This is a genomic window from Pseudomonas flexibilis (assembly GCF_000806415.1).
In the GTDB taxonomy this organism is placed as follows: domain Bacteria; phylum Pseudomonadota; class Gammaproteobacteria; order Pseudomonadales; family Pseudomonadaceae; genus Serpens; species Serpens flexibilis.
On record NZ_JTAK01000005.1, the window covers coordinates 24,697 to 45,314 of the forward strand.

Sequence of the window (20,618 nt, forward strand, 5' to 3'; positions counted from 1 at the left end):
GGTCACAGGGTGTTGCGCAGGCTGAGGTCTTCGGGATGCGGCTGCAGGTAGGCCTGGTCCGCCAGGTAACAGTCCGGGTGGTGACGCAGGTGGTGCTTGAGCAGGGTCAGCGGCACCACGAGCGGGATCTGTCCCTGGCGGTAGCGCTCGATGAGCTCCTGCATCTCCTGGCGGTCATGGGTGCTCAGGCTGCGCTTGAGGTAGCCGCTCAGGTGCTGCAGCACGTTGCTGTGGCTGCCGCGGCTGGCGGGTCGGCGCAGCGCCGTCATCAGGGCGCTGAAGTAGCGCGGGGCGAAGGTCTCCAGCGGCTCGCGGTTTTCCGCCAGCATCCGGCCAAGGTCCCGGTACTGCGCGCGGCTGGTAGCCATCAGCTGGTACTTGTAGCGGGCGTGGAAGTCGTACAGCGCGCGGCGGCTCAGTCCGCCGCGCAGCAGGCGCTGCCAGGCGGCGTAGACGTAGACGCGGGTGATGAAGTTCTCGCGCAACACCGGGTCGTTGAGACGGCCGTCTTCTTCCACCGGCAGGTCCGGACGGGCGTCCATCAGCGCGGCAGCGAACAATCCGCGTCCGGTGGCTGCGGCGGGCTGGCCGTCGTCGCGGTAGACCTTGACCCGCTCCATGCCGCAGGACGGCGACTTCTGCATGAGGATGAAGCCGCACAATTCATCCGCCTCGGCGGCCACCTGGCGGCCGTAGGCGCCCAGGGCATCGCTGACATCCAGGGCGGCGTTGCGCGAACCCACCGCGCGAGGCTGCTCGGGTTCGCCCACCAGGCGAATCGCCTGGCGCGGGGTGCCCAGGCCGATGGCCACTTCCGGGCACACCGGCACGAACTGGAAATGCCGCGCCAGCACCTCGCTGCACAGGCGCGACTCCTTGTGGCCACCGTTGAAGCGCACCGGCTGGCCGAGCAGGCAGGCGCTGATGCCGATCTTGAGAGTGCCGAGGGACGTGGTCATGGGGAACCTCATACATGTACAGCGTGGTGTGACTTGTACAGATTTGATCTCAGAATAAGGTTTTTGTTGTACATGTCAAACTTTCTGTATAACTTTGTTGTACAGTTTTCGCCGCCCCGCTGTTCCAGGAGAACGCCATGCTTCTTCGCTCCGCGCTTGCTGCCTTGCTGCTGCTTCCGCTACTCGGTCTGGTCGGCTGTTCTTATGCGCCGCCCAAAGGCGTTGCCGTGGTCAGCCCGTTCGAGCTGCCGCGTTATCTGGGCACCTGGTACGAAATCGCCCGCCTGGATCATTCCTTCGAGCGTGGCCTGAGCAACGTCAACGCCCGTTATCGCCAGCGCCCGGATGGCAGCGTCGAAGTCATCAACCGGGGCTATGACGAGAAGCGCCGCCGCTGGCAGGAGGCGGTCGGTACGGCGCGCTTCATCGGTGCGGAGAATGTCGGCTCGCTGAAGGTGTCCTTCTTCGGGCCGTTCTATGGCGGCTATCACCTGGTGGCGCTGGATCAGCAGGATTACCGTTGGGCTCTGGTGATGGGGCCAAACCGCGATTACCTGTGGATCCTGGCCCGCGACAAGCAGCTGCCGGCGGGCGTCCGCGAGCGCCTGCTGGCGCACGCGGCCAAGCTGGGCATCGATGTCTCGCAGTTGATCTGGGTCGGGCACGATCGTGACGACGCCTGACGGGCTGGTGGCGCCGACGCCCACACGGGAGCGCTTCGTCGACTCCGTGCCGCTGGGCATGTGTGTGCTCGATGAGCGGGGTTGCATCCTGCAGGTCAGTCCCGGGCTGCTGGGTTCGCTGGGTTTCCGCCCCGAGCAGTTGATCGGTCAGGCCTTCGGCCCGCTGCTGCCTCATGGCATGCGTCTGGCTCTTGTGCGTGGCCATCGGCAGCTGATCGAGCAGGGCGGGGTGCTGCAGGGAGAATGCGTGCTGCTGGACGGACAGGGCCACGCCCGGGCGATGCTGATCGAAGCCTGCCGCCTCGACGCGGACGCTGGCGATCGGCGGGTGCTGGTCGTGCTGGTCGACATCGGTGCGCGCAAGGCGCGCGAGCGCGAACTGCAGGAGCGCAACCGGGTGCTGGCGCGCATGGCCGCGGCCGACAGCCTGACCGGCCTGTACAACCGCCGGCGCACCCTCGAGGTGTTGCAGCGGCTGTTGCGTGCGGCGAACCGCTACCAGCGGCCGCTGGTGGTGGCGATGATCGACCTGGACGACTTCAAGGGGGTCAACGACCGGCACGGCCACGTGGTCGGCGATGAGGTGCTGGTTGCCTTCGCCCGCCTGCTCAAGACCCTGTCCCGCGACAGCGACTGCGCCGGGCGCATCGGCGGCGAGGAGTTCCTGTTGGTCCTGCCGGAAAGCGACTGCGACGGCGCCAGCCGTCTGCTTGACCGCTTGCGCGAGGCGTGCCAGTCACTGCGTTTTTCCGCGCCGGGGCTGCGCGTCAATTTCAGCGCGGGCCTGTATAGCCGCCGGCCCGGCGATGCCATTACCACGCTGCTGCGCCACGCCGACCAGGCGCTTTACGCGGCCAAGCGCCAGGGTCGCGCCCGACAATGCGTCTGGCCGACGGACTGAGCGGCGGCCCGTTTCTCCGTTTTCTCTTTTCTTCCTACCACCCCTTCGGACTCTCATCGCATGAGCGAACAGCCATCCCTCCCTCCCTGCGCCTCCTGCCGGGACGGTCAGGCCCTGGATTTCGATTTCAGCATGGCCTTCCAGCCCATCATCGACCTGCGTGACCGCAGCCTGTATGCCTACGAGGCGCTGGTGCGCGGCACCGACGGCAGCGGGGCGGCCAGCGTACTCGCCCGGGTCAACGACCAGAACCGCTACGCCTTCGACCAGGCCTGCCGGGTCAAGGCCGTCGAGCTGGCCGCCCGGCTGGGTATGCCCTGCCGGCTGAGCATCAATTTCCTGCCCAACGCGGTCTACCGGGCGGCCACCTGCATCCGCGCCACCCTGGCGGCGGCACGGCGCTTCGGCTTTCCCACCGAGCGGATCATCTTTGAGATCACCGAAAGCGAGCAGCTGGTGGACAAGGCCCACCTGAAGGAGATCATCGAGGAGTACCAGCGGCAGAAATTCATGACCGCCATCGACGACTTCGGCGCCGGCTATTCCGGGCTCAACCTGCTGGCCGAGTTCCAGCCCGACATCATCAAGTTGGACATGGCTCTGGTGCGGGGCATCGATACCGACCCGGTGCGCCAGGCCATCGTGCAGGGGATTCTCGGCGTGTGCCGGGTACTGGGGATCGAGGTGATCGCCGAGGGCATCGAAACCCCTGGCGAGCTGCGCCAGTTGCAGGCGCTGGGTATTCATCTGTTCCAGGGCTACCTGTTTGCCCGGCCGGCCTTCGAGGCGCTGCCGCAGGTGAACTGGCCGGCGCCCTGACGCCGGCCGCAGCGGATCAGCGCCGGGTCACTGACGCTGATCGAGGGTCTGGGCGAACTGTCCCACCGCGTCGACGACTTTCTGGGCGCCGTGCTGGATATCGAGGATCACCGTGCCAGCCTGGTTGGCCAGGCCCACGCCCTGTTCGGCTTTCTGGGTGCCGGCTTGCATGCTGCTCACCGCCTGCCGGGCCAGCTCGCGGTTCTTGTTCACCACTTCGCCGATGGCCACCGTCGCCTCGCTGGTGCGCCGCGCCAGGTTGCGCACCTCGTCGGCGACCACGGCGAAGCCGCGACCCTGGGCCCCGGCGCGGGCCGCCTCGATGGCCGCGTTGAGGGCCAGCAGGTTAGTCTGTTCGGCGATGCCGCGAATGGCATCGACAATGCTGCCGATCTCCTCGGACTGCTGACTCAGCGCGGCGATGCTGCGCGCCACCTGCTGCAGTTCATCGGCGATGCTTTGCACCACGCCGACGGTCTGCTGCACCACCGCAGCGCCCTCGCGGGCGTGCTGGTCGGTCTGTCGGGAGGTGTCGAAGGCCAGCCGCGCCGCCTGGGATTCCGCTTGTCGCTGTTCCACCCGGCGGGTCAGGTCACTGGCGAACTTGATCACCCCATACAGTTGGCCGTGTTCGTCGTACAGCGGGTTGTAGGTGGCCTGCAGCCACACGGTGGCTCCCCGGCTGTCGCGCCGGCGGAACAGTCCGGACTGGAACTCGCCGCGCTGCAGCCGGCTCCAGAAGGTGCGGTAGGCCTCGCTCTGCACCTCCTCGGCTTCGCAGAAAAGGCGATGGTGCTGGCCGCGCAGGGCGTCCAGGCGATAGCCCATCAGCTGCAGGAAGTTCTCGTTGGCGTTCACCACCTGGCCGTGCAGGTCGAATTCGATGATGGCCATGGAGCGGCTGGCGGCTTGCAGCACGTTACTGGCCGACTGCGCCTCGCGGGTGCGTGCCGTGACATCGCTGGCCAGCTGCAGGATGCGCTGCACCCGGCCGTCCGCATCGCGCAGCGCCACATGGCAGACGTCCAGCCAGCGGGGCTGGCCGTCGCGGGTCTGATAGGGCAGCAAGGCTTGGCTGTTCCGGCCCTGGCGGACCTCCTGCCACAGTCGGGTGAAGGCCTGCCCCTGTGCATAGACGGGGTGCAGCAGGCTGCGTAGCGGGCGGTCGCGCAGGGTGCCCGGCGCGTAGCCGAGCGTTTCCAGATAACGCGGGTTGGCATCCAGGATCTCGCCGTTTGGACTCAGGGTGACGATTGCCAGAGCCTCGTGGACGGCGGCGCGTTCCGCGGCCAGCTCGGCCTGTTGTGTCTGGCTTGCATGCAGGGCCTGTTGCAGAGTGCGGTTACGCATGAACATCGCATGACTCCTGGGGAGGGCGGGGAAGGTGCGGATGAACGCCGAACCGCACGCGCGGGGCGGAGAGAAACGCTCCACCTGTGAATGCGGCAAAAGTTATACAAAAAGCTGTACATGTACAAGTGAGAAATGGCTATAGGCCATATGGTCAGCAAATATTGGCCTTGGGTTGGGGAAACTTGTACACGAAGGGCAAGCGGCCGGCGCGCAGATGAGCGCCGAGGAGGAGGGGAATCAGGAGCGTTGGCCTAGGTCCCGGTTGCTGTTTCCCTTGCTCGGTCAAAAGCTGTACGAGACGGCGTTGTGTATCACTATCGCGGGTTGGTGGTGCGCGCGGCGACGCAATACCGGCCGATCATTGCCAGCCGATGGTCCACCGCCGACTGTCGCGAAGCTCGCGCCAGTCGAGGCGCTGCGTGCGCCCGCTGTATACCGCCTGCACGTCGATCTGCAGCGGTGTGCCGTCCTCGTCACAGATCAGCTCGGTGACCAGAAAATGCTTTTCGCGGTTCTCCGGCTGGCAGGCGGTCCACTTGGACAGCCTGAGCTTGCGGGGATTGAAACGGTTCATGAGCGCTCCAGAAGCTGCAGCGCCGCGTCCCGGCCGCTCAGCCAGGCGTCTTCGACGCGTCCCGACCGGCACCAGTCGCCGCACGCATACAGACCGACTTCCGGGTCCGCCAGCACGCCCGGGCTCAGCGGCTGGGCAGGCCGGGCATAGAGCCAGCGGTGGGCGAGGCTGAAGTCGGAGGGCGGCAGCGGACAGTCGATGGTGGCGGCGAACGCATCGTAGAGGCGGGCGATGACCTGGGTGGCGGGCAGCTCACGGTGCCGTTCGCTCCAGGCGCTGTCGGCATGCAGCACCCAGCTGTCCATGCCGCTGTCGCGGCCGGGTTTGCTGGACGTGCGGGCGAGCCAGTCCAGCGGCGCGCCGCGCACGAAACAGGCTTCAACGGCGCTGGGCAAGGGCTGGCGGAAACCCAGCGCAACGGCCCAGGTGGGGTGCATCGATACGCTGGCAGCGCGCGCCGCCAGGCTCGGTGCCGCGCCGAGCAGGGCGCTGGCCTGGGGCGCCGGTACGGCGACGATCACCTGGCTGAAGGGTCCGTGGCGGTTACCGTCCGTGTCGAGCAGATGCCAGTGGCCGGCGCTTGCCGCGATCTCGGTTACTCGACAGTTGAAGCGTACCGGCAGATCGCCCAGCAGAGCTCGGGTCAGGGCGCTCATGCGCGGGGTGCCGACCCAGCGCGGCGTGTCGTTGTCGACACGCAGCAGGTGCCCGTCCTGGTGGCGGTATAGCGCAGGTGTCCAGGGGGCGACCCAGCCGGCGGCCTGCCACTGGGCGACGGCCGCCTGAAAGTGCGCGTTGCGGGCAGTGAAATACGGCGCGCCGATATCCAGATCGCCGATGTTGCTGCGCTTGCTGGCCAGCCGGCCGCCGCTGCCACGGCTCTTGTCGAACAGCTGTACGGAACGTCCTGCCTCGGCCAGGGTGCGCGCGGCGGCAAGACCGGCGATGCCGCTGCCGATGATGGCAATCGGATTGTTCTGCATGGGCAACCTCCTGGGTAATGCCAACAGGCTAGCCTGAGCTTAAAAGCTGTACAAGTGCTCGATTGTGTACAAGAATCTGCGGCCGTTGCGGCGGGTGTGTGCGCACGGCGAACGCCGGCCTGTGCTCCCTGCGCTGCTGCGCCTCTTTTCTCTCGGCTACAGGAACATTGCATGACCGATCACGCCCTCATGCTGGTGAACCTCGGTTCACCGGCCTCCACCGATGTGGCCGATGTGCGCCGCTACCTCAACCAGTTTCTGATGGACCCTCATGTGATCGATCTGCCATGGCCGCTGCGGCGTCTGCTGGTGTCGTTGATCCTGCTGCGTCGGCCGGCGCAGTCCGCCGAGGCCTATGCCTCGATCTGGTGGCCGGAGGGTTCGCCTCTGGTGGAAATCAGTCGCCGTTTGCAGCGGGCGATGCATGCGCAATGGCAGGGGCCGGTGGAACTGGCCATGCGTTATGGCGAGCCGTCCATCGAGCGAGTGCTGCGTCGCCTGGCTGACCAGGGCTGTGAGCGGGTAACCCTGGCGCCGCTCTATCCGCAGTTCGCCGACAGTACCGTGACGACGGTCATCGAGGAGGCGCGGCGGGTGATCCGTCGCCACGGCCTGCGGCTGCGGCTGTCGATCCTGCCGCCGTTCTATGATCAGCCGCTGTACTTGCAGGCGCTGACCACCAGCGCCAGGCCCTATCTGGACGAGGGCTTCGACCACCTGCTGTTGAGCTTTCATGGACTGCCCGAGCGCCATCTGCACAAGCGCGACCCCTCGGGCAGCCATTGCCTGAAAAGCGCCGATTGCTGCCAGCGGGCAGAGGGCGAGGTACTTGCCACGTGCTATCGCGCGCAATGCCTGAAAACCGCCGAGGGCTTCGCTCGGCTGGCCGGGCTGGCCCCCGAGCAGTGGTCGGTGGCCTTTCAGTCGCGGCTGGGACGGGCCAAGTGGATCGAGCCCTATACCGAGGCGCGCCTGGACGAGCTGGCGGCGAGTGGGGTGAAGAAGCTGCTGGTGATGTGCCCGGCGTTCGTCGCCGATTGCATCGAGACGCTGGAGGAAATTGGCGACCGCGGCCGCGAACAGTTTCTCGCCGCCGGTGGCGAGGAACTGCGCCTGGTGCCCTGCCTGAATGACCACGAGGCCTGGGTGGCGGCGCTGGCCGAGCTGTGTCGCCAGGCGCCCATGGAACTCTGAGGCCGGCCTACGGCCGGGCGTGCGTGGGCTTGATGATCTTCATCACCCGGCCGGGGCGGGCGTGTCAGGCGTGACGTTCAGCCAGTTGGCGTTTCAGCTCGGCGACTTCGGCTTCCAGCTGGCGGACCCGCTCGGAAGCCTCGACCTCGACGCTGACGTCCTTCTGGATGCCGATGAAGTAGGTGAGCTGGTCGGCCTCGTTGAACACCGGGGTGATCGACAGTTCATTCCAGAACGGCGTGCCATCCTTGCGGTAGTTGCGGATGATCTGCCGGCACGGCTGGTTGGCGCGGATCGCCTCGCGGATCGCCTGCAGGCCCGGCTGGTCGCGGTCGCCGGACTGCAGGAAACGGCAGTCCTGATAGAGGATGTCGTCCACCGCGTAGCCGGTCAGGCGCTCGAAGGCCGGGTTGGCATAGATGAGGATGTTGTCATCGCCTTCCTGTTCGGCAACCACGATGCCGTCGTTGGAGGCTTCGATGACCAGTTGGAGCAGTTTGGCGTTGATCATGGGGGCGGGTTCCGCAGGTTTTCGCGGCATTCTAGAGCAACCAACCGAGGAAGGAACCCTCTGCTTTTTCCGGGTTGTTAGCAACGGTTACCCCGTCGATGCCTTTGATAGAATGCCGCGCATCCGACCAGCCCTGGTTCCGTCATGAACGAACTCTCCAACGCCATCACGCCCGACGCCGAAGCGCAGCTGCTGCCCATCCGCGAGGTGGTGCGCCTCACCGGCGTCAATCCGGTCACCCTGCGCGCCTGGGAGCGCCGCTATGGGCTGATCCAGCCGTTGCGCACCGAGGGTGGTCATCGCCTGTATTCGCCGGCCGATGTCGAGGCGATCCGCAGCATCCTCACCTGGACCGAGCGCGGCGTGGCGGTCAGCAAGGTCGCGCAACTGCTGGAACGCGGCGCGAACAGCCGGGCCCAGGCGGCGGCAGTGGTCGAGCCCCGGGTCGGGGAGTGGGGCGAGTGGCAGGCGCGCGTGCGCGAGGCGCTGGCCGACTTCGACGAGCCGCGCCTGGAGCAGCTGTATGGCCAGGTGTTCTCCACCTATCCGCTGACGGTGGTGTTCGAGGACATCCTGCTGCCACTGTGGCGCGAGCTGGCGCACGGCGAGGCGTTCGGCCAGACCAGTCGCTGGCTATTCCTCGACGCCTTCCTGCGCGCCCGGGTACTGCAACGTCTGCAACTGGCGCACCGGCCGGGCGAGCAGGCACTGCTGATGGCCGCGCTGCCCGGCCAGTGCCGCGAGCTGGAGCTGCTGGTCGCCGGCCTGTTGCTCAATGGCGATGCCGGTACCGTGCGCCTGCTGCCGCTCGGGCAGCCACTGGATGAACTGAGCCTGGTCTGCCAGGCCGTGCACCCGCGCGCGCTGGTGCTGTATGCCACGCTACCCCCGGACGAGGCCTTGCGCCGCCAGTTGAGCAAGCTGGTGCTGGCGCTGGATTGCCCGCTGGCGCTGTGTGGTGAAGGGTCCGAGCTGGGGCGTGACAGCCTGGCCGGCACGCCCATCGCCTGCCTGGGCACGCCGGGTCCGCTGATGCAGCGCCGCCTGGCGCAGTTCCTGGCCGGGCATCTGGATACCTGAGACAGGTTGGGTTGCGGAGCCTGTCACCCTCTTCCCCGTCCCCTCACCCGTCAAGGGAGAGGGGAGACAGGTGGCGCCGCCGCTCAGTGCTTGGGGCTGTTCTCGGGAAGCGCCAGCAACTGCTTTTCCATGTTCCAGTCGAACGGCTCGCCGGCTTCCTCGGCGGCGTAGCGGCGCTCGTCCAGCTCCTGGTACAGGGCGATTTCCTCGTCAGGCATGTAGTGCAGGCAATCTCCGCCGAAGAACCACAGCAGGTCGCGCGGCACCAGGTGCGCCACCTGCGGGTAGCGGTGGAATACCTGGCAGATCAGGTCCTGGCCGAGGGGGCGATCTTCCGGCACGTGCGGCAGGGATTCGAGCAGATCGTCGAAGCGCTCGAGAAACAGCGCATGGCTGTCGTCGGGAATCTGCTCGGCCTCGCCGAGGGCGATCAGGATGCTGCGCAGGTGGGCGAGCAGGGCCAGGTTGTGGTCGAGGTAGGAAGTGGCCATGGGAAACCTGTCTGTCAAAAGGGCGCGGGAGTATACCCCCACCGCGCCATGCCTTGAAAAACACGCCGTTCAGCGCACCTTGCCGTCGCTGGGTTGCAGGGCTTCCGGAGCGAAAGCGTCCACGTCGATCACGCGCCGGCGCGCCGTTTCCGCCTCGCGCAGGGCCTGGGCCTGGGCCTCGTTGAGCACGCCGTCGGCCACTGCGGTCTCAAGCACGTCGCCACCCCGCGCGGGGTGCAACTGGCATTCGCGCACGGCGCGCTGCAGCACCTTGCCGATCGCCTCGCTGGATTGCACATGACGCCACGCATACTCCAGTGCGCCCAGCGCCTGGGATTCATCCTCCGGCAGGTAGACGCCGTCCAGCAGCCGCGCCAGCGCCGGGTCGGCCAGCGGCGCATCGAGCATCGCCGCCAGCTGGGCTTCCAGGGCATCCGACGGTCCCTTGTGGCGCAGGCCGAGGGGGAACACCAGCACCCTTAGCAGCATGGCCAGCGGTCGGTTGGGGAAGTTGTCCAGCAGTTCCGCCAGGGCGGTTTCGGCGCAGCGCAGCGATTCCTCCAGCGCCCAGCGCAGCAGGGGTTCCTGTTCCCTGGGATGGCCGAGATCGTGGAAGCGCTTGAGTGCCGCCGAGCCCAGGTACAGGTAGCTGAGAACGTCGCCCAGGCGCGCCGACAGGCGCTCGCGGCGCTTGAGGCTGCCGCCGAGCAGCAGCATGGAGGTGTCGGCCATCAGCGCGAAGGCGGCGGCCAGGCGGTTGAGGTGGCGGAAATAGCGGCGACTGACGCCGTGTCCCGGCGCGGCGCTGAACAGGCCGCCGGTGAGGCCGAGCAGGAAGGCGCTGGCGGCGTTGCTGACCGCGAAGCCGGTGTGCTCCAGCAGCACCCGGTCGAAGGCTTCCAGGGTGGCGTCGCTGTCCTCGGCGGCGGCCAGTTCCATTTCCTTCAATACGTAGGGGTGGCTGCGGATGGCGCCCTGGCCGAAGATCATCAGGTTGCGCGAGAGGATGTTGGCGCCTTCCACGGTGATGAAGATCGGCGCGCCCTGCCAGGCGCGGGCCAGGTAGTTGTTGGGGCCCATGATGATGCCCTTGCCGCCGTGGATATCCATGGCGTGGGCGATGCATTCGCGGCCGCGTTCGGTGAGGTGGTACTTGAGCACGGCGGAGAGCACCGAGGGCTTCTCGCCCAGGTCCACGGCGCGGGCGGTGAGTACCCGCGCCGCATCCATCAGCCAGGCGTTGCCGGCCAGGCGTCCCAGCGGGGCCTGGATGCCCTCGAAGGCGGAAAGCGGCACGTTGAACTGTTCGCGGATGCGCGCATAACGGCCGCTGGCGTAGGCGCAGGTCTTCGCCGCGCTGGTGCCTACCGCCGGCAGCGAGATGGAGCGGCCCACCGACAGGCAGTTCATCAGCATCATCCAGCCTTTGCCGAGCATGGCCGGCCCGCCGATGATCGCGTCCAGCGGCACGAACACATCCTTGCCGGCATTCGGGCCGTTCATGAAGGCCGCGCCCAGCGGCAGGTGGCGCTTGCCGATGTCGATGCCGGGCAGGTTGGTGGGTATCAGCGCCAGGGTGATGCCCAGCTCGTCCTGTTCGCCCAGCAGATGGTCCGGGTCATAGGCCTTGAAGGCCAGGCCGAGCAGGGTGGCCACCGGGCCGAGGGTGATATAGCGCTTCTCCCAATTCAGGCGCAGGCCGAGCACTTCTTCGCCCTCCCATTGCCCGCGGCAGATGACGCCGCTGTCCGGCATGGCGCCGGCGTCGGAGCCGGCCAGCGGGCCGGTGAGGGCGAAGCAGGGGATTTCCTCGCCACGCGCCAGGCGCGGCAGGTAGCGCTGGCGCTGTTCGTCGGTGCCGTAATGCAGCAGCAGTTCGGCCGGGCCGAGGGAGTTGGGCACCATCACGGTGGAGGCCAGGTCGGCGCTGCGGGTGGCCAGCTTCATGACGATCTGCGAATGGGCGAGGGCGGAGAAGCCCTTGCCGTCGTATTCGCGCGGGATGATCAGGCCGAAGAAGCCCTGTTCCTTGATGAAGGCCCAGGCCTCCGGCGGCAGGTCCATGCGCTGGCCGATGTCCCAGTCGCTGACCATGGCGCACAGCTGCTCGGTGGGGCCGTCGACGAAGGCCTGCTCCTCGGCCGTCAACGCCGGGGCGGGCACGGCCAGCAACTGGTTCCAGTCCGGGCGACCGCTGAACAGCTGGCCGTCCCACCACACGGTGCCGGCCTCGATGGCGTCGCGCTCGGTATCCGACATGGGCGGCAGCACGCCGCGGAACCACCGCAGTGCTGGCGCGGTGATGCGCCGCCGGCGCAGGTCGGGCATCAGCACCGGCAAGGCCACCGCCACCCAGAGCAGGGCGAGGATCAGCATCAGCCCGCCGGGCGCCACCTCGGTGAGCGTCATGGCGACCAGGTACACGGCGACGATGATCAGGCTGGTCAGCGCCGGCAGGCGCAGGTGGGCAAGCAGCAGAATGCCGAACAGCAGCACGAGTAGCCAGACGGCGAGCATGGGTGTCCTCCGGGTCGGTGAGCGTCCGGTTCAGCATAGGCGTTTCAGACGCGCCGAATGTTACCGGTCTTGCATTTGTCGACTGTCGCCCCCATTTGTGCGGGTTCTTCCAGAAACGCGTGCGTGCCTTCCTATGAGTTCCGCCCTGTCCATCCGGCAGCTGACCAAGACCTACGGCAACGGCTTCCAGGCCCTGCATGGCATCGACCTGGACGTCGCCGAAGGCGACTTCTTCGCCTTGCTCGGCCCCAACGGCGCCGGCAAGTCCACCACCATCGGCATTCTCTCCACCCTGGTGACCAAGACCTCGGGTTCGGTGCAGGTGTTCGGCCACGACCTGGACCGTGACCCGGTCGGCCTCAAGCGCTGCCTGGGCGTGGTGCCCCAGGAGTTCAACTTCAACCAGTTCGAGAAGGTGTTCGACATCGTCGTCACCCAGGCCGGTTACTACGGCATCCCCATGCGGGTGGCCAAGGAGCGCGCCGAGCAGTACCTGACCCAGCTGGGCCTGTGGGACAAGCGCAACGTGCCCTCGCGCATGCTCTCCGGCGGCATGAAGCGCCGACTGATGATCGCCCGCGCGCTGATCCACCAGCCGCGCCTGCTGATCCTCGACGAGCCCACCGCCGGCGTGGACATCGAGCTGCGCCGCTCGATGTGGAACTTCATCACCGAGCTGAACCGCCAGGGGGTGACCATCATCCTCACCACCCACTACCTGGAGGAAGCCGAGCAGCTGTGCCGCAACATCGCGATCATCGATCACGGGCGCATCGTCGAGAACACCAGCATGCGCGGCCTGCTGCAGTCGCTGCACGTGGAAACCTTCCTGCTCGACCTCAAGGAAGCGCAGCTGCTGGCGCCGGAGCTGGACGGCTACCCGGCGCGCCTGCTGGACGGGCGTACCCTGGAGGTGCAGGTGGAGAAGGAACAGGGCATCACCAACCTGTTCGGCCAGCTGCAGCGGCAGGGCATCGAGGTACAGAGCCTGCGCAACAAGAGCAATCGCCTGGAGGAGCTGTTCGTGTCCCTGGTGGAGAAGAACCTGAGCAAGGTGGCGAAATGAACGAGCTGCGTCCCAACCTGATCGCGCTGCACACCATCGTCTACCGGGAAGTGCGGCGCTTCCTGCGCATCTGGCCGCAGACCCTGCTGCCGCCGGCCATCACCATGGCGCTGTATTTCGTGATCTTCGGCAACCTGATCGGCGCGCGCATCGGCGAGATGGACGGCCTGCCCTACATGGACTTCATCGTGCCGGGGCTGATCATGATGTCGGTGATCACCAACGCCTACAGCAACGTGGTGTCGAGCTTCTTCGGCAGCAAGTTCCAGCGCAACATCGAGGAGCTGATGGTGGCGCCGGTGTCGCCGCACATCATCCTGGTCGGCTACGTGGCCGGCGGCGTGCTGCGCGGCCTGGGCGTGGCGCTGATCGTCACCGTGCTGTCGCTGTTCTTCACCCAGCTGCAGGTGCACCACCTGGGCGTGACGATTCTGGTCATCCTGCTGGCGGCGACCATCTTCGCCCTGGGCGGCTTCATCAACGCCGCCTATGCACGCAGCTTCGACGACATCTCGATCATCCCCACCTTCGTGCTCACGCCGCTGACGTACCTGGGCGGGGTGTTCTACTCGATCCACCTGCTGTCGCCGTTCTGGCAGAGCGTCTCGCTGGCCAACCCGATCCTGCACATGGTGAATGCCTTCCGCTACGGCATCCTCGGTGTGTCCGACATCCACATCGGCACCGCCATCGGCTTCATGCTGCTGGCCACCGCCGTGCTCTACCTGTTCTGCATCCACCTGCTGAAAAGCGGGCGCGGCCTGCGCCAGTAAGCGGCCGGGCGGTGCCGATCCGCGTGGCCGCGCTTATACTGCGCGGCCCGTTTTTCGTCAGGTAACGCCATGCATCCGGCCGAACATTCGCCGCTGGGCAAGTCCAGCGAGTACGTCGACCACTACAGTCCCGAGCTGCTGTACCCCATCCCGCGCGCGCCGAAGTGGGCGGAGCTGGGGCTGCAGGCCGGCCAGCTGCCCTATCAGGGCGTGGATTACTGGAACTGCTACGAGCTGTCCTGGCTGCTGCCGTCCGGCAAGCCGGTGGTGGCCATCGGCGAGTTCGCCATTCCGGCCGATTCGCCGAACATCATCGAATCCAAGTCCTTCAAGCTCTACCTCAACTCGCTGAACCAGACCCCGTTCGCCGATACGCAGGCGGTGTGCGAAGCGCTGCGGCGCGACCTGTCGGCCGTGGCCGGCGCGCCGGTCGGCGTGCGGGTGCGCAGCCTGGACGAGGTGGGCGAGGAGGGCGTGGCCCGCTTGCCGGGCCGTTGCATCGATGCGCTGGATGTCGAAATCACCGGCTACGACCATCCGCGCCCGGAGCTGCTGCGCTGCGACCCGCAGCGCCAGGTGGAGGAATGCCTGCACAGCCACCTGCTGAAATCCAACTGCCCGGTCACCGGCCAGCCGGACTGGGGCAGTGTGGTGGTCGATTACCAGGGCCCGGCGCTGGATCCGGCCAGCCTGCTGGCCTACCTGATCAGCTTCCGCCAGCATCGCGACTTCCACGAGCAGTGCGTGGAGCGTATCTTCCTGGACCTGCAGCGCCTGCTGCAGCCGCGGCGGCTGACTGTCTACGCGCGCTACGTGCGCCGCGGCGGGCTGGACATCAATCCCTACCGCAGCAGCGAGGCGTCGCAGGTGGACAACCGCCGGCTGGTGCGCCAGTAGGCGTCAGATACCCATGCTGACCAGACTCTGCATGATGTTGCGCAGGGTGCCGGCCAGCGTGGGGTGGCTGACCTCGAAACGCTCCACGGCCAGGTTGATGCCGTCCACCAGCGTCTCGTCGGCAGGCGGCGGGCTCTGCAGTGCCAACTGGGTTTCGATCTGCTCGATCAGCGCCTGAATGGCGCCGCGCTCGTCGGCGTCCAGCGGTGGCGTCTGTTCGAGCTGGTCGCGCAACTGTTCGAGCTGCTTGCGAAGTTCCTGTGCGGGCATGGCGGTACTCCCTTGGTCCATCGCCCGCCGGACGGCAGGCGTTGCCCTAAAGATAAGGCAGTGCCCGGCAGTTCGCCTGTGACACGGGGTATCAGGGTTTTTCACCCTTGGCCCGTCGCTTGGCCAGGTCCGCCAGGCAGCTGGCCAGGTCGCCCAGGTCGTCGATGACCGAATGCGCACCCAACTGGTACAGCTCCAGGGTGGCCACGGTACGTAGCGACTTCTGTTCCAAGGGCGTCAGGCTCTGCCAGTCCGAAAGGCTCAGCCCGCACTGACTGCCGCTGGTCGCCAGGCCGATGGTCCAGAGCCCGGCGCGCAGGCCGGCCTCCAGCAGGCGTGTATCGCTACATACCAGAACGCTGCCTTCCAGGTGCGGAATGTTCAGTTGGCTGAGCGCCTCCCAGCAGGCGTCCGGCGCCGGCCAGGGGCGGGTCTCGGTGCCGGGAAATCCCGCCAGCCAGCCCGGCAGGCGCGAGGCCAGCGCCTGGCAGACGGTATCCGGCAACTCCTCCAGCCAGGCGCAGGGCACGCCCTGGCGGTGCAGGGTTTCCAGGGTGGCCAGCGCATTCGGCGTGGGCTGGGCTCGAGCCAGGGCCTGCTCGCGCAGGTCGGCCTGGGCTTGCCAGTCCTGCACCCGGGCGGCCCGTTCCAGGCGGCTGCTGAGGGCCAGGTTGCCCAGGCTCACGCGTGGCGCCTGGAGCGGCTGCCGGGCTTGACGTACCACGTATGCACCATGGTCGACCAGACATCCGGACAGGCCGAACAGCACGGCGGTAAACAGCTGTGGGCGGGCGCTCATCATGCGGTTCCTCTTTGCTTGAGAGGAGCAGGCTAGAGTTGCCCGGTGACGGTTCGATGACGGAGGGGGCGTCTCAGACAGGCGGTGCTAACAGCGCGCGCAGGCCGGGCGGCACCGGCACCGAACGGTTTGCCGCATGCTCGATCCACACCAGCTTGCAGAAGCCTTCCCCGTACAGGATGCCCGGCTCCGCCTCGGTATACAGGCGGTGTTCCAGGGTCAGGCTGCTGCGACCCAGCGCGCCGGCATACAGCTCGACGACTACCGTGGCCGGATGGACCACGGGACGCAGGTAGGTGTGCTGCACTTGCAGCACCACCGGACCTTCCGGCCCATGGTCGATGTCCATGGAAAGACTGGCGAACCAGGCGATCCGTGCCTCCTCCAGATACTGCACATAGCGGGTGTTGTTGACGTGGCCGTAGCTGTCCATGTCGCCCCAGCGTACCGGGATGCGGCAGGCGTGCAGCAGGCGAGGGGTGTCGGACGCGGACATGGGGGTGCCTCTCTGTGGGGAACTGGCCGTATACTTCGCGGCTTTGCCGGCTCCGGCGCGTCTGGAATCGGGTTTCCGCCGGTTGGCGGGGGCGACACACTACGAATCTCGAGGAGGTACTGCAATGGCTGTTTTCGCCGTCGGCATGTCAGTGACGGTCCGTTGCCTGGCGGTCTGTGCTGTCCTGGCGTTGCCATTACAGGCGGCAGCGCAGGCTCACGAGGACGATCCATGGGAAGGCTTCAACCGCTCGATGTTCGCCTTCAACGAGACCTTGGACACCTATGCGCTGAAGCCGCTGGCCAAGGGGTATCGCACCGTGACGCCGGACTTCCTGGAAACCGGCATCGGCAATGTCTTCAGCAATGTGGGCGAGGTGCGCAACCTGACCAACAACCTGCTGCAAGGCAAGCTGCACGCGGCGGGCGTGGATACCGCGCGCCTGCTGTTCAACTCCACCTTCGGGCTGCTGGGTTTTTTCGACGTGGCCACGCGGATGGGCCTGCAGCGTAATGACGAGGACTTCGGCCAGACCCTCGGCGTCTGGGGGCTGGGCAGCGGGCCGTACCTGGTGCTGCCGTTCCTGGGGCCGAGCACGGTGCGCGACGGCCTGGCCCGCTTCCCCGACAGCTACAACGGTCTCTATACCCATCTGGACCACGTGCGCACCCGCAACCAGTTGCTGGGTCTGGATGTAGTGGATACGCGGGCGAGCTTCCTGGACGCCGAGCGCCTCATCCAGGGCGACAAGTACACCTTCCTGCGCAACGTGTACCTGCAGAACCGCGAGTTCAAGGTCCGCGACGGCATGATCGAGGACGATTTCTGAGCCTGGCCATAGCCCTTTGGGCGTACGCCCGCAAGCTTGAATCGCCTGTCGGATGGGAGTACCGTCTGCGCCGTGTCGAGAACTCCCTATACTTCGCCGTGCTTCCGCCGGCCAATCAGTCCATCGCATCCGGCGCCGTATGCCTGGAAATCCCATGCACAATCCCAGTGCCAAACTGCTGATCATTGATGACGACGAGGCTGTGCGAACCAGCCTCGCGGCTTATCTGGAGGACAGCGGATTCACGGTCGCACAGGCCAGCAACGGGCATCAGGGCCTGGAAATCTTCCAGCAGGAACACCCGGACCTGGTGATCTGCGACCTGCGCATGCCGCAGATCGACGGCCTGGAGCTGATCCGCCGCATCGGCGAGCTGAACGATACCGCTCCGGTGATCGTGGTGTCCGGGGCCGGCGTGATGAACGACGTGGTCGAGGCCCTGCGCCTGGGTGCCGCCGATTACCTGATCAAACCCCTGGAAGACCTGGCGGTGCTGGAGCACTCCATCCGCCGGGCCCTGGATCGCGCGCGCCTGCGCCACGAGAACGCGGTGTACAGCGAGAGGCTGGAGGCCACCAACCGCGAGCTGCAGGCCAGCCTGCACCTGCTGCAGGAAGACCAGGACGCCGGCCGCCAGGTGCAGATCAGCCTGCTGCCGGACACCCCTTGGACGGCGGACGGCTTCAGCTTCTCCCACCAGATCATCCCTTCGCTGTATCTCTCCGGTGACTTCGTCGACTACTTTCGCCTCGACGACCGGCGCATCGCCTTCTACCTGGCCGATGTTTCCGGGCATGGCGCCTCCTCGGCGTTCGTCACCGTGCTGCTCAAGTTCATGACCACGCGGCTGCTCTACGAGTCGCGGCGCGGTGGCAAGCTGCCCGAGTTCAAGCCCTCCGACGTGCTGGGTCACATCAACCGGGGCCTGATCAACCTCAAGCTCGGCAAGCACGTGACCATGCTGGGCGGGATCATCGACCTGCCCACCGATCGGCTGACCTACAGTATCGGTGGCCATCTTCCGCTACCGGTGCTTTACCAGAACGGTCAGGCCGAATATCTGCAGGGTCGCGGCCTGCCGGTGGGGCTGTTCGAGGAAGCCACCTTCGAGGACCGCGAGATCCAGCTGCCCGAGGCGTTCAGCCTGACGCTGCTCTCGGACGGCATTCTCGATCTTTTGCCGGGTGAGACACTCAAAGAAAAGGAGGCTGCGTTGCCCAGGATGATTGGCGCGGCAGGTGGAACCCTGGAGGGTCTGCGACAGACTTTTGGATTGAATGAGCTGGGCGACATGCCGGACGACATCGCCCTCCTGGTACTGAGCAGGAATCTTGAATGAGTAACGGCAAGATCCAGTTTGCCGAGCAGGAAGGTACCTTCGTACTCAAGTTCATCGGCGAGATACGCCTGACCCTCTGCTCCGTGCTGGATTCCACCATCGAACAGATCTTCTCTGCGACGAACTTTTCGAGCATCGTCATCGACCTGATCGACACCCGCAGCATCGACAGCACCACCCTCGGACTGCTGGCCAAGCTGTCGATCCTGTCGCGGCAGAAGGTCGGGCTGCTGCCCACCCTGGTGACCCGCAACCCGGACATCACCCGGCTGCTGCACTCCATGGGGTTCGATCAGGTGTTCAACATCGTCGACCAGCCGCAGATCACCCCGGAAAGCCTGCGCGACCTGCCGTGTCAGGACGTCTCCGAGGAGGAAGTGCGCCACCGGGTGCTGGAAGCCCACCGCATCCTGATGAGCCTCAACGACTCCAACCGCCAGGCGTTCCGCGATCTGGTCGAGGCGCTGGAGCGCAGCTGAGTCGGGCGGGGCATGAAAAAGGCGATGCCGGTTGCATCGCCTTTTGTCGTTTTGCCGGGAGGCGGCGCCTTTCCGGCCGCCGAAGGCGCTCAAGGCCTGGCCTTGAGTGCCCGCTCCTCAAGGGTGGCCAAGGCTGCGCCTTGACCACCCTACGAAACCCCAGGCCTCAGCCGCGCAACAGGGCTTCCAGCTTCTCCTGATCCCGCGCAAACAGGCGAATGCCCTCGGCCAGCTTCTCGGTGGCCATGGCATCTTCGTTCAGCGCCCAGCGGAACGCGCTTTCATCCAGCACCTGACGGGGTTCACCGGCGGCGCCCGGTTGTAGCTGGCGCTGCAGCGGGCTTTCATCCTCGGACAGCTTCTGCAGCAGCTCCGGGCTGATGGTCAGGCGGTCGCAGCCGGCCAGCGCCTCGATCTGCCCCAGGTTGCGGAAGCTGGCGCCCATCACCACCGTCGAGTAGCCGTTGGCCTTGTAGTAGTCGTAGATGCGCGTCACCGAGCGCACGCCCGGATCTTCCGCGCCCACGTAATCGCGGCCCTCGGCCTTCTTGTACCAGTCGTAGATGCGCCCCACGAAGGGGGAGATCAGGTACACGCCCGCATCGGCGCAGGCTGCCGCCTGGGCGAAGGAAAACAGCAGGGTCAGGTTGGTCTGGATGCCGGCCTGTTCCAGGCGTTCGGCGGCGCGGATGCCTTCCCAAGTGGCGGCGACCTTGATCAGCACCCGCTCGCGGCCGATGCCGGCCCGATCGTAGAGATCGATCAGGCGCTCGGCGCGGCGCTGGGTGGCTTCGCTGTCGAAGGACAGGCGGGCATCCACCTCGGTGGAGATGCGCCCGGGTATGACCTTGAGGATCTCCCCGCCTACCGCGACGGCGAAATGGTCGCAGGCCAGGCCGGTGTCGCCGCCAGCGGCCCGCGTGGCGTTCTGCAGCAGATCGGCATAGCGGGGCAGGGCGGCCGCCTTGAGCAGCAGTGACGGATTGGTGGTGGCATCCACCGGCTTGAGGCGAGCGATGGCATCCAGGTCGCCGGTATCGGCAACCACGGTGGTGAAGGCTTTCAACTGGTCCAGCTTGGAAGGCATGGGGCACCTGCGATGACTTGAAGAAACGTCGTCCCTGACGCGGCGGTCGCCGCACGGAAAATCACAGGAGAATAACAGAGGCCCGGGGACGCGCCAGGACGCGGGTCAATGGATAGCAGGCATTTTGCATCGCTGCCCTTGATTCCTGCGCCGCCGCCCGCATTAATCAAGGCTTATTCAATAACGGGGAACAACCCATGGCGCTGGTGGACGACATCCGCAACGAAATTGCCGAACTGATCGAGTCGGCCGAGGAAACCAAGGGTCACGCCGAGAACTATCTCCGTCAGCCGGACGAGGAGGAGCATGCCGAGGAAGACCGCGATCGCGCCGCCGCCGTCATCCAGCGCATGAACGAGCTGCTGGCGGCGCTGAAGGCCGTCGATCTTGGCGAGGCATCGGTGGAAGAGGTTTCCAACCTGATCGACAGCACGGAGCTGGCTCTCGACCAGGCCGACGAGGCGCTGGACGAACTGGGTCTGTAACGTGCGCGTAGGGTGGTTGACGTCGTTATCGGC

General features: G+C 66.4%; 23 protein-coding genes and 1 pseudogene. 12 read left to right on the plus strand and 12 right to left on the minus strand.

The features are described 5' to 3' along the window. Nucleotides 1–2: 2 nt before the first annotated feature. Entirely contained in the window at nt 3–959 is a 957-nt protein-coding gene (locus tag PT85_RS12390; protein WP_039606813.1) for a YbgA family protein, read from the minus strand. 137 nt (nt 960–1,096) lie between these two features. Between PT85_RS12390 and PT85_RS12395 the strand changes: the two genes are divergently transcribed. Genes PT85_RS12395 through PT85_RS12405 form a run of 3 tightly spaced genes read left to right on the plus strand, consistent with a single transcriptional unit; the run spans nt 1,097 to nt 3,362 of the window. Beyond that, a complete protein-coding gene (locus tag PT85_RS12395) occupies nt 1,097–1,642 on the plus strand; it encodes a lipocalin family protein (RefSeq protein ID WP_039560350.1) in 546 nt (181 codons plus the stop codon). Beyond that, a complete protein-coding gene (locus PT85_RS17510) occupies nt 1,629–2,543 on the plus strand; it encodes a GGDEF domain-containing protein (RefSeq protein ID WP_139182028.1) in 915 nt (304 codons plus the stop codon). The genes PT85_RS12395 and PT85_RS17510 overlap by 14 nt, the downstream gene beginning before the upstream one ends. A 60-nt stretch (nt 2,544–2,603) precedes the next feature. Continuing rightward, the gene (locus tag PT85_RS12405) at nt 2,604–3,362 is read left to right on the plus strand and encodes an EAL domain-containing protein (RefSeq protein ID WP_039606814.1); all 759 of its coding nucleotides are present in this window, start codon (nt 2,604–2,606) and stop codon (nt 3,360–3,362) included. Nucleotides 3,363–3,389: 27 nt separating this feature from the next. On the opposite strand, the gene PT85_RS18600 is transcribed toward PT85_RS12405, so the two are convergent. From PT85_RS18600 to PT85_RS12420, 4 genes and pseudogenes are all read right to left on the minus strand, one after another. Continuing rightward, a complete protein-coding gene (locus tag PT85_RS18600; protein WP_407681099.1) occupies nt 3,390–3,941 on the minus strand; it encodes a methyl-accepting chemotaxis protein in 552 nt (183 codons plus the stop codon). Beyond that, nucleotides 3,936–4,718: pseudogene (locus tag PT85_RS18605) on the minus strand (PAS domain-containing protein); the annotation flags it as partial. The pseudogene PT85_RS18605 and the gene PT85_RS18600, both read right to left, overlap by 6 nt. 355 nt (nt 4,719–5,073) lie before the next feature. Beyond that, nucleotides 5,074–5,289 carry a TIGR02450 family Trp-rich protein gene (locus PT85_RS12415; protein WP_039606815.1) on the minus strand — a complete coding sequence of 72 codons (216 nt, stop codon included), beginning with the start codon at nt 5,287–5,289 and terminating at the stop codon, nt 5,074–5,076. Further along, nucleotides 5,286–6,272, minus strand: coding sequence for an NAD(P)/FAD-dependent oxidoreductase (locus PT85_RS12420; RefSeq protein WP_039606816.1), 987 nt, complete (start codon nt 6,270–6,272; stop codon nt 5,286–5,288). Before PT85_RS12420 ends, PT85_RS12415 begins: the two co-directional genes overlap by 4 nt. A 171-nt stretch (nt 6,273–6,443) precedes the next feature. Here PT85_RS12420 and hemH point away from each other — a divergent pair, with 171 nt between their 5' ends. Further along, nucleotides 6,444–7,466: a ferrochelatase gene (hemH, locus tag PT85_RS12425; protein WP_039606817.1), complete on the plus strand. Its 1,023-nt coding sequence runs from the start codon at nt 6,444–6,446 to the stop codon at nt 7,464–7,466. A gap of 64 nt (nt 7,467–7,530) precedes the next feature. On the opposite strand, the gene PT85_RS12430 is transcribed toward hemH, so the two are convergent. After that, the gene (locus PT85_RS12430; protein WP_039560346.1) at nt 7,531–7,977 is read right to left on the minus strand and encodes a PAS sensor domain-containing protein; all 447 of its coding nucleotides are present in this window, start codon (nt 7,975–7,977) and stop codon (nt 7,531–7,533) included. A gap of 144 nt (nt 7,978–8,121) precedes the next feature. Between PT85_RS12430 and PT85_RS12435 the strand changes: the two genes are divergently transcribed. Further along, complete coding sequence (locus PT85_RS12435) at nt 8,122–9,057, plus strand: MerR family transcriptional regulator (RefSeq protein ID WP_039606818.1); 936 nt, start codon at nt 8,122–8,124, stop codon at nt 9,055–9,057. Nucleotides 9,058–9,140: 83 nt separating this feature from the next. On the opposite strand, the gene PT85_RS12440 is transcribed toward PT85_RS12435, so the two are convergent. Further along, on the minus strand, nt 9,141–9,548 hold the full coding sequence (locus PT85_RS12440; RefSeq protein WP_027590266.1) for a PA2817 family protein: 408 nt from the start codon (nt 9,546–9,548) through the stop codon (nt 9,141–9,143). A 69-nt stretch (nt 9,549–9,617) separates the two neighbouring features. Continuing rightward, entirely contained in the window at nt 9,618–12,065 is a 2,448-nt protein-coding gene (locus PT85_RS12445) for an acyl-CoA dehydrogenase (RefSeq protein WP_039606819.1), read from the minus strand. Between the two features lie 133 nt (nt 12,066–12,198). Here PT85_RS12445 and PT85_RS12450 point away from each other — a divergent pair, with 133 nt between their 5' ends. The 3 genes from PT85_RS12450 (at nt 12,199) to queF (ending at nt 14,801) form a co-directional block, all read left to right on the plus strand. Next, nucleotides 12,199–13,131, plus strand: coding sequence for an ABC transporter ATP-binding protein (locus PT85_RS12450; RefSeq protein WP_027590268.1), 933 nt, complete (start codon nt 12,199–12,201; stop codon nt 13,129–13,131). Further along, nucleotides 13,128–13,904: an ABC transporter permease gene (locus PT85_RS12455; RefSeq protein WP_027590269.1), complete on the plus strand. Its 777-nt coding sequence runs from the start codon at nt 13,128–13,130 to the stop codon at nt 13,902–13,904. Before PT85_RS12450 ends, PT85_RS12455 begins: the two co-directional genes overlap by 4 nt. Nucleotides 13,905–13,973: 69 nt before the next feature. Next, entirely contained in the window at nt 13,974–14,801 is an 828-nt protein-coding gene (gene queF, locus PT85_RS12460; RefSeq protein WP_039606820.1) for an NADPH-dependent 7-cyano-7-deazaguanine reductase QueF, read from the plus strand. Nucleotides 14,802–14,804: 3 nt separating this feature from the next. On the opposite strand, the gene PT85_RS12465 is transcribed toward queF, so the two are convergent. From PT85_RS12465 to PT85_RS12475, 3 genes are all read right to left on the minus strand, one after another. Then, nucleotides 14,805–15,071, minus strand: coding sequence for a DUF4404 family protein (locus PT85_RS12465; RefSeq protein ID WP_027590271.1), 267 nt, complete (start codon nt 15,069–15,071; stop codon nt 14,805–14,807). Between the two features lie 91 nt (nt 15,072–15,162). Beyond that, complete coding sequence (locus PT85_RS12470) at nt 15,163–15,873, minus strand: hypothetical protein (protein WP_027590272.1); 711 nt, start codon at nt 15,871–15,873, stop codon at nt 15,163–15,165. A gap of 70 nt (nt 15,874–15,943) precedes the next feature. Beyond that, entirely contained in the window at nt 15,944–16,366 is a 423-nt protein-coding gene (locus PT85_RS12475; RefSeq protein ID WP_037008754.1) for an acyl-CoA thioesterase, read from the minus strand. Nucleotides 16,367–16,490: 124 nt separating this feature from the next. On the opposite strand from PT85_RS12475, the gene PT85_RS12480 reads away from it, so the two are divergent. From PT85_RS12480 to rssC, 3 genes are all read left to right on the plus strand, one after another. Continuing rightward, nucleotides 16,491–17,195 carry an MlaA family lipoprotein gene (locus PT85_RS12480; protein ID WP_051587399.1) on the plus strand — a complete coding sequence of 235 codons (705 nt, stop codon included), beginning with the start codon at nt 16,491–16,493 and terminating at the stop codon, nt 17,193–17,195. 154 nt (nt 17,196–17,349) lie between these two features. Next, the gene (gene rssB / locus PT85_RS12485; protein WP_027590275.1) at nt 17,350–18,534 is read left to right on the plus strand and encodes a two-component system response regulator RssB; all 1,185 of its coding nucleotides are present in this window, start codon (nt 17,350–17,352) and stop codon (nt 18,532–18,534) included. Beyond that, nucleotides 18,531–19,013, plus strand: coding sequence for an anti-sigma factor antagonist RssC (gene rssC / locus PT85_RS12490; RefSeq protein WP_027590276.1), 483 nt, complete (start codon nt 18,531–18,533; stop codon nt 19,011–19,013). The genes rssB and rssC overlap by 4 nt, the downstream gene beginning before the upstream one ends. Nucleotides 19,014–19,179: 166 nt before the next feature. On the opposite strand, the gene tal is transcribed toward rssC, so the two are convergent. Next, nucleotides 19,180–20,100, minus strand: coding sequence for a transaldolase (gene tal, locus PT85_RS12495; protein WP_039606821.1), 921 nt, complete (start codon nt 20,098–20,100; stop codon nt 19,180–19,182). A gap of 197 nt (nt 20,101–20,297) precedes the next feature. Between tal and PT85_RS12500 the strand changes: the two genes are divergently transcribed. Next, nucleotides 20,298–20,585: a hypothetical protein gene (locus tag PT85_RS12500; protein ID WP_027590278.1), complete on the plus strand. Its 288-nt coding sequence runs from the start codon at nt 20,298–20,300 to the stop codon at nt 20,583–20,585. Nucleotides 20,586–20,618: the final 33 nt, after the last annotated feature.

Coding starts and splice junctions, on each gene's coding strand:
- PT85_RS12390 (WP_039606813.1), bottom strand. CDS start 959: ATGACCACGTCCCTCGGCACTCTCAAGATCGGCATCAGCGCCTGCCTG.
- PT85_RS12395 (WP_039560350.1), top strand. CDS start 1,097: ATGCTTCTTCGCTCCGCGCTTGCTGCCTTGCTGCTGCTTCCGCTACTC.
- PT85_RS12405 (WP_039606814.1), top strand. CDS start 2,604: ATGAGCGAACAGCCATCCCTCCCTCCCTGCGCCTCCTGCCGGGACGGT.
- PT85_RS12415 (WP_039606815.1), bottom strand. CDS start 5,289: ATGAACCGTTTCAATCCCCGCAAGCTCAGGCTGTCCAAGTGGACCGCC.
- PT85_RS12420 (WP_039606816.1), bottom strand. CDS start 6,272: ATGCAGAACAATCCGATTGCCATCATCGGCAGCGGCATCGCCGGTCTT.
- hemH (WP_039606817.1), top strand. CDS start 6,444: ATGACCGATCACGCCCTCATGCTGGTGAACCTCGGTTCACCGGCCTCC.
- PT85_RS12430 (WP_039560346.1), bottom strand. CDS start 7,977: ATGATCAACGCCAAACTGCTCCAACTGGTCATCGAAGCCTCCAACGAC.
- PT85_RS12435 (WP_039606818.1), top strand. CDS start 8,122: ATGAACGAACTCTCCAACGCCATCACGCCCGACGCCGAAGCGCAGCTG.
- PT85_RS12440 (WP_027590266.1), bottom strand. CDS start 9,548: ATGGCCACTTCCTACCTCGACCACAACCTGGCCCTGCTCGCCCACCTG.
- PT85_RS12445 (WP_039606819.1), bottom strand. CDS start 12,065: ATGCTCGCCGTCTGGCTACTCGTGCTGCTGTTCGGCATTCTGCTGCTT.
- PT85_RS12450 (WP_027590268.1), top strand. CDS start 12,199: ATGAGTTCCGCCCTGTCCATCCGGCAGCTGACCAAGACCTACGGCAAC.
- PT85_RS12455 (WP_027590269.1), top strand. CDS start 13,128: ATGAACGAGCTGCGTCCCAACCTGATCGCGCTGCACACCATCGTCTAC.
- queF (WP_039606820.1), top strand. CDS start 13,974: ATGCATCCGGCCGAACATTCGCCGCTGGGCAAGTCCAGCGAGTACGTC.
- PT85_RS12465 (WP_027590271.1), bottom strand. CDS start 15,071: ATGCCCGCACAGGAACTTCGCAAGCAGCTCGAACAGTTGCGCGACCAG.
- PT85_RS12470 (WP_027590272.1), bottom strand. CDS start 15,873: ATGATGAGCGCCCGCCCACAGCTGTTTACCGCCGTGCTGTTCGGCCTG.
- PT85_RS12475 (WP_037008754.1), bottom strand. CDS start 16,366: ATGTCCGCGTCCGACACCCCTCGCCTGCTGCACGCCTGCCGCATCCCG.
- PT85_RS12480 (WP_051587399.1), top strand. CDS start 16,491: ATGGCTGTTTTCGCCGTCGGCATGTCAGTGACGGTCCGTTGCCTGGCG.
- rssB (WP_027590275.1), top strand. CDS start 17,350: ATGCACAATCCCAGTGCCAAACTGCTGATCATTGATGACGACGAGGCT.
- rssC (WP_027590276.1), top strand. CDS start 18,531: ATGAGTAACGGCAAGATCCAGTTTGCCGAGCAGGAAGGTACCTTCGTA.
- tal (WP_039606821.1), bottom strand. CDS start 20,100: ATGCCTTCCAAGCTGGACCAGTTGAAAGCCTTCACCACCGTGGTTGCC.
- PT85_RS12500 (WP_027590278.1), top strand. CDS start 20,298: ATGGCGCTGGTGGACGACATCCGCAACGAAATTGCCGAACTGATCGAG.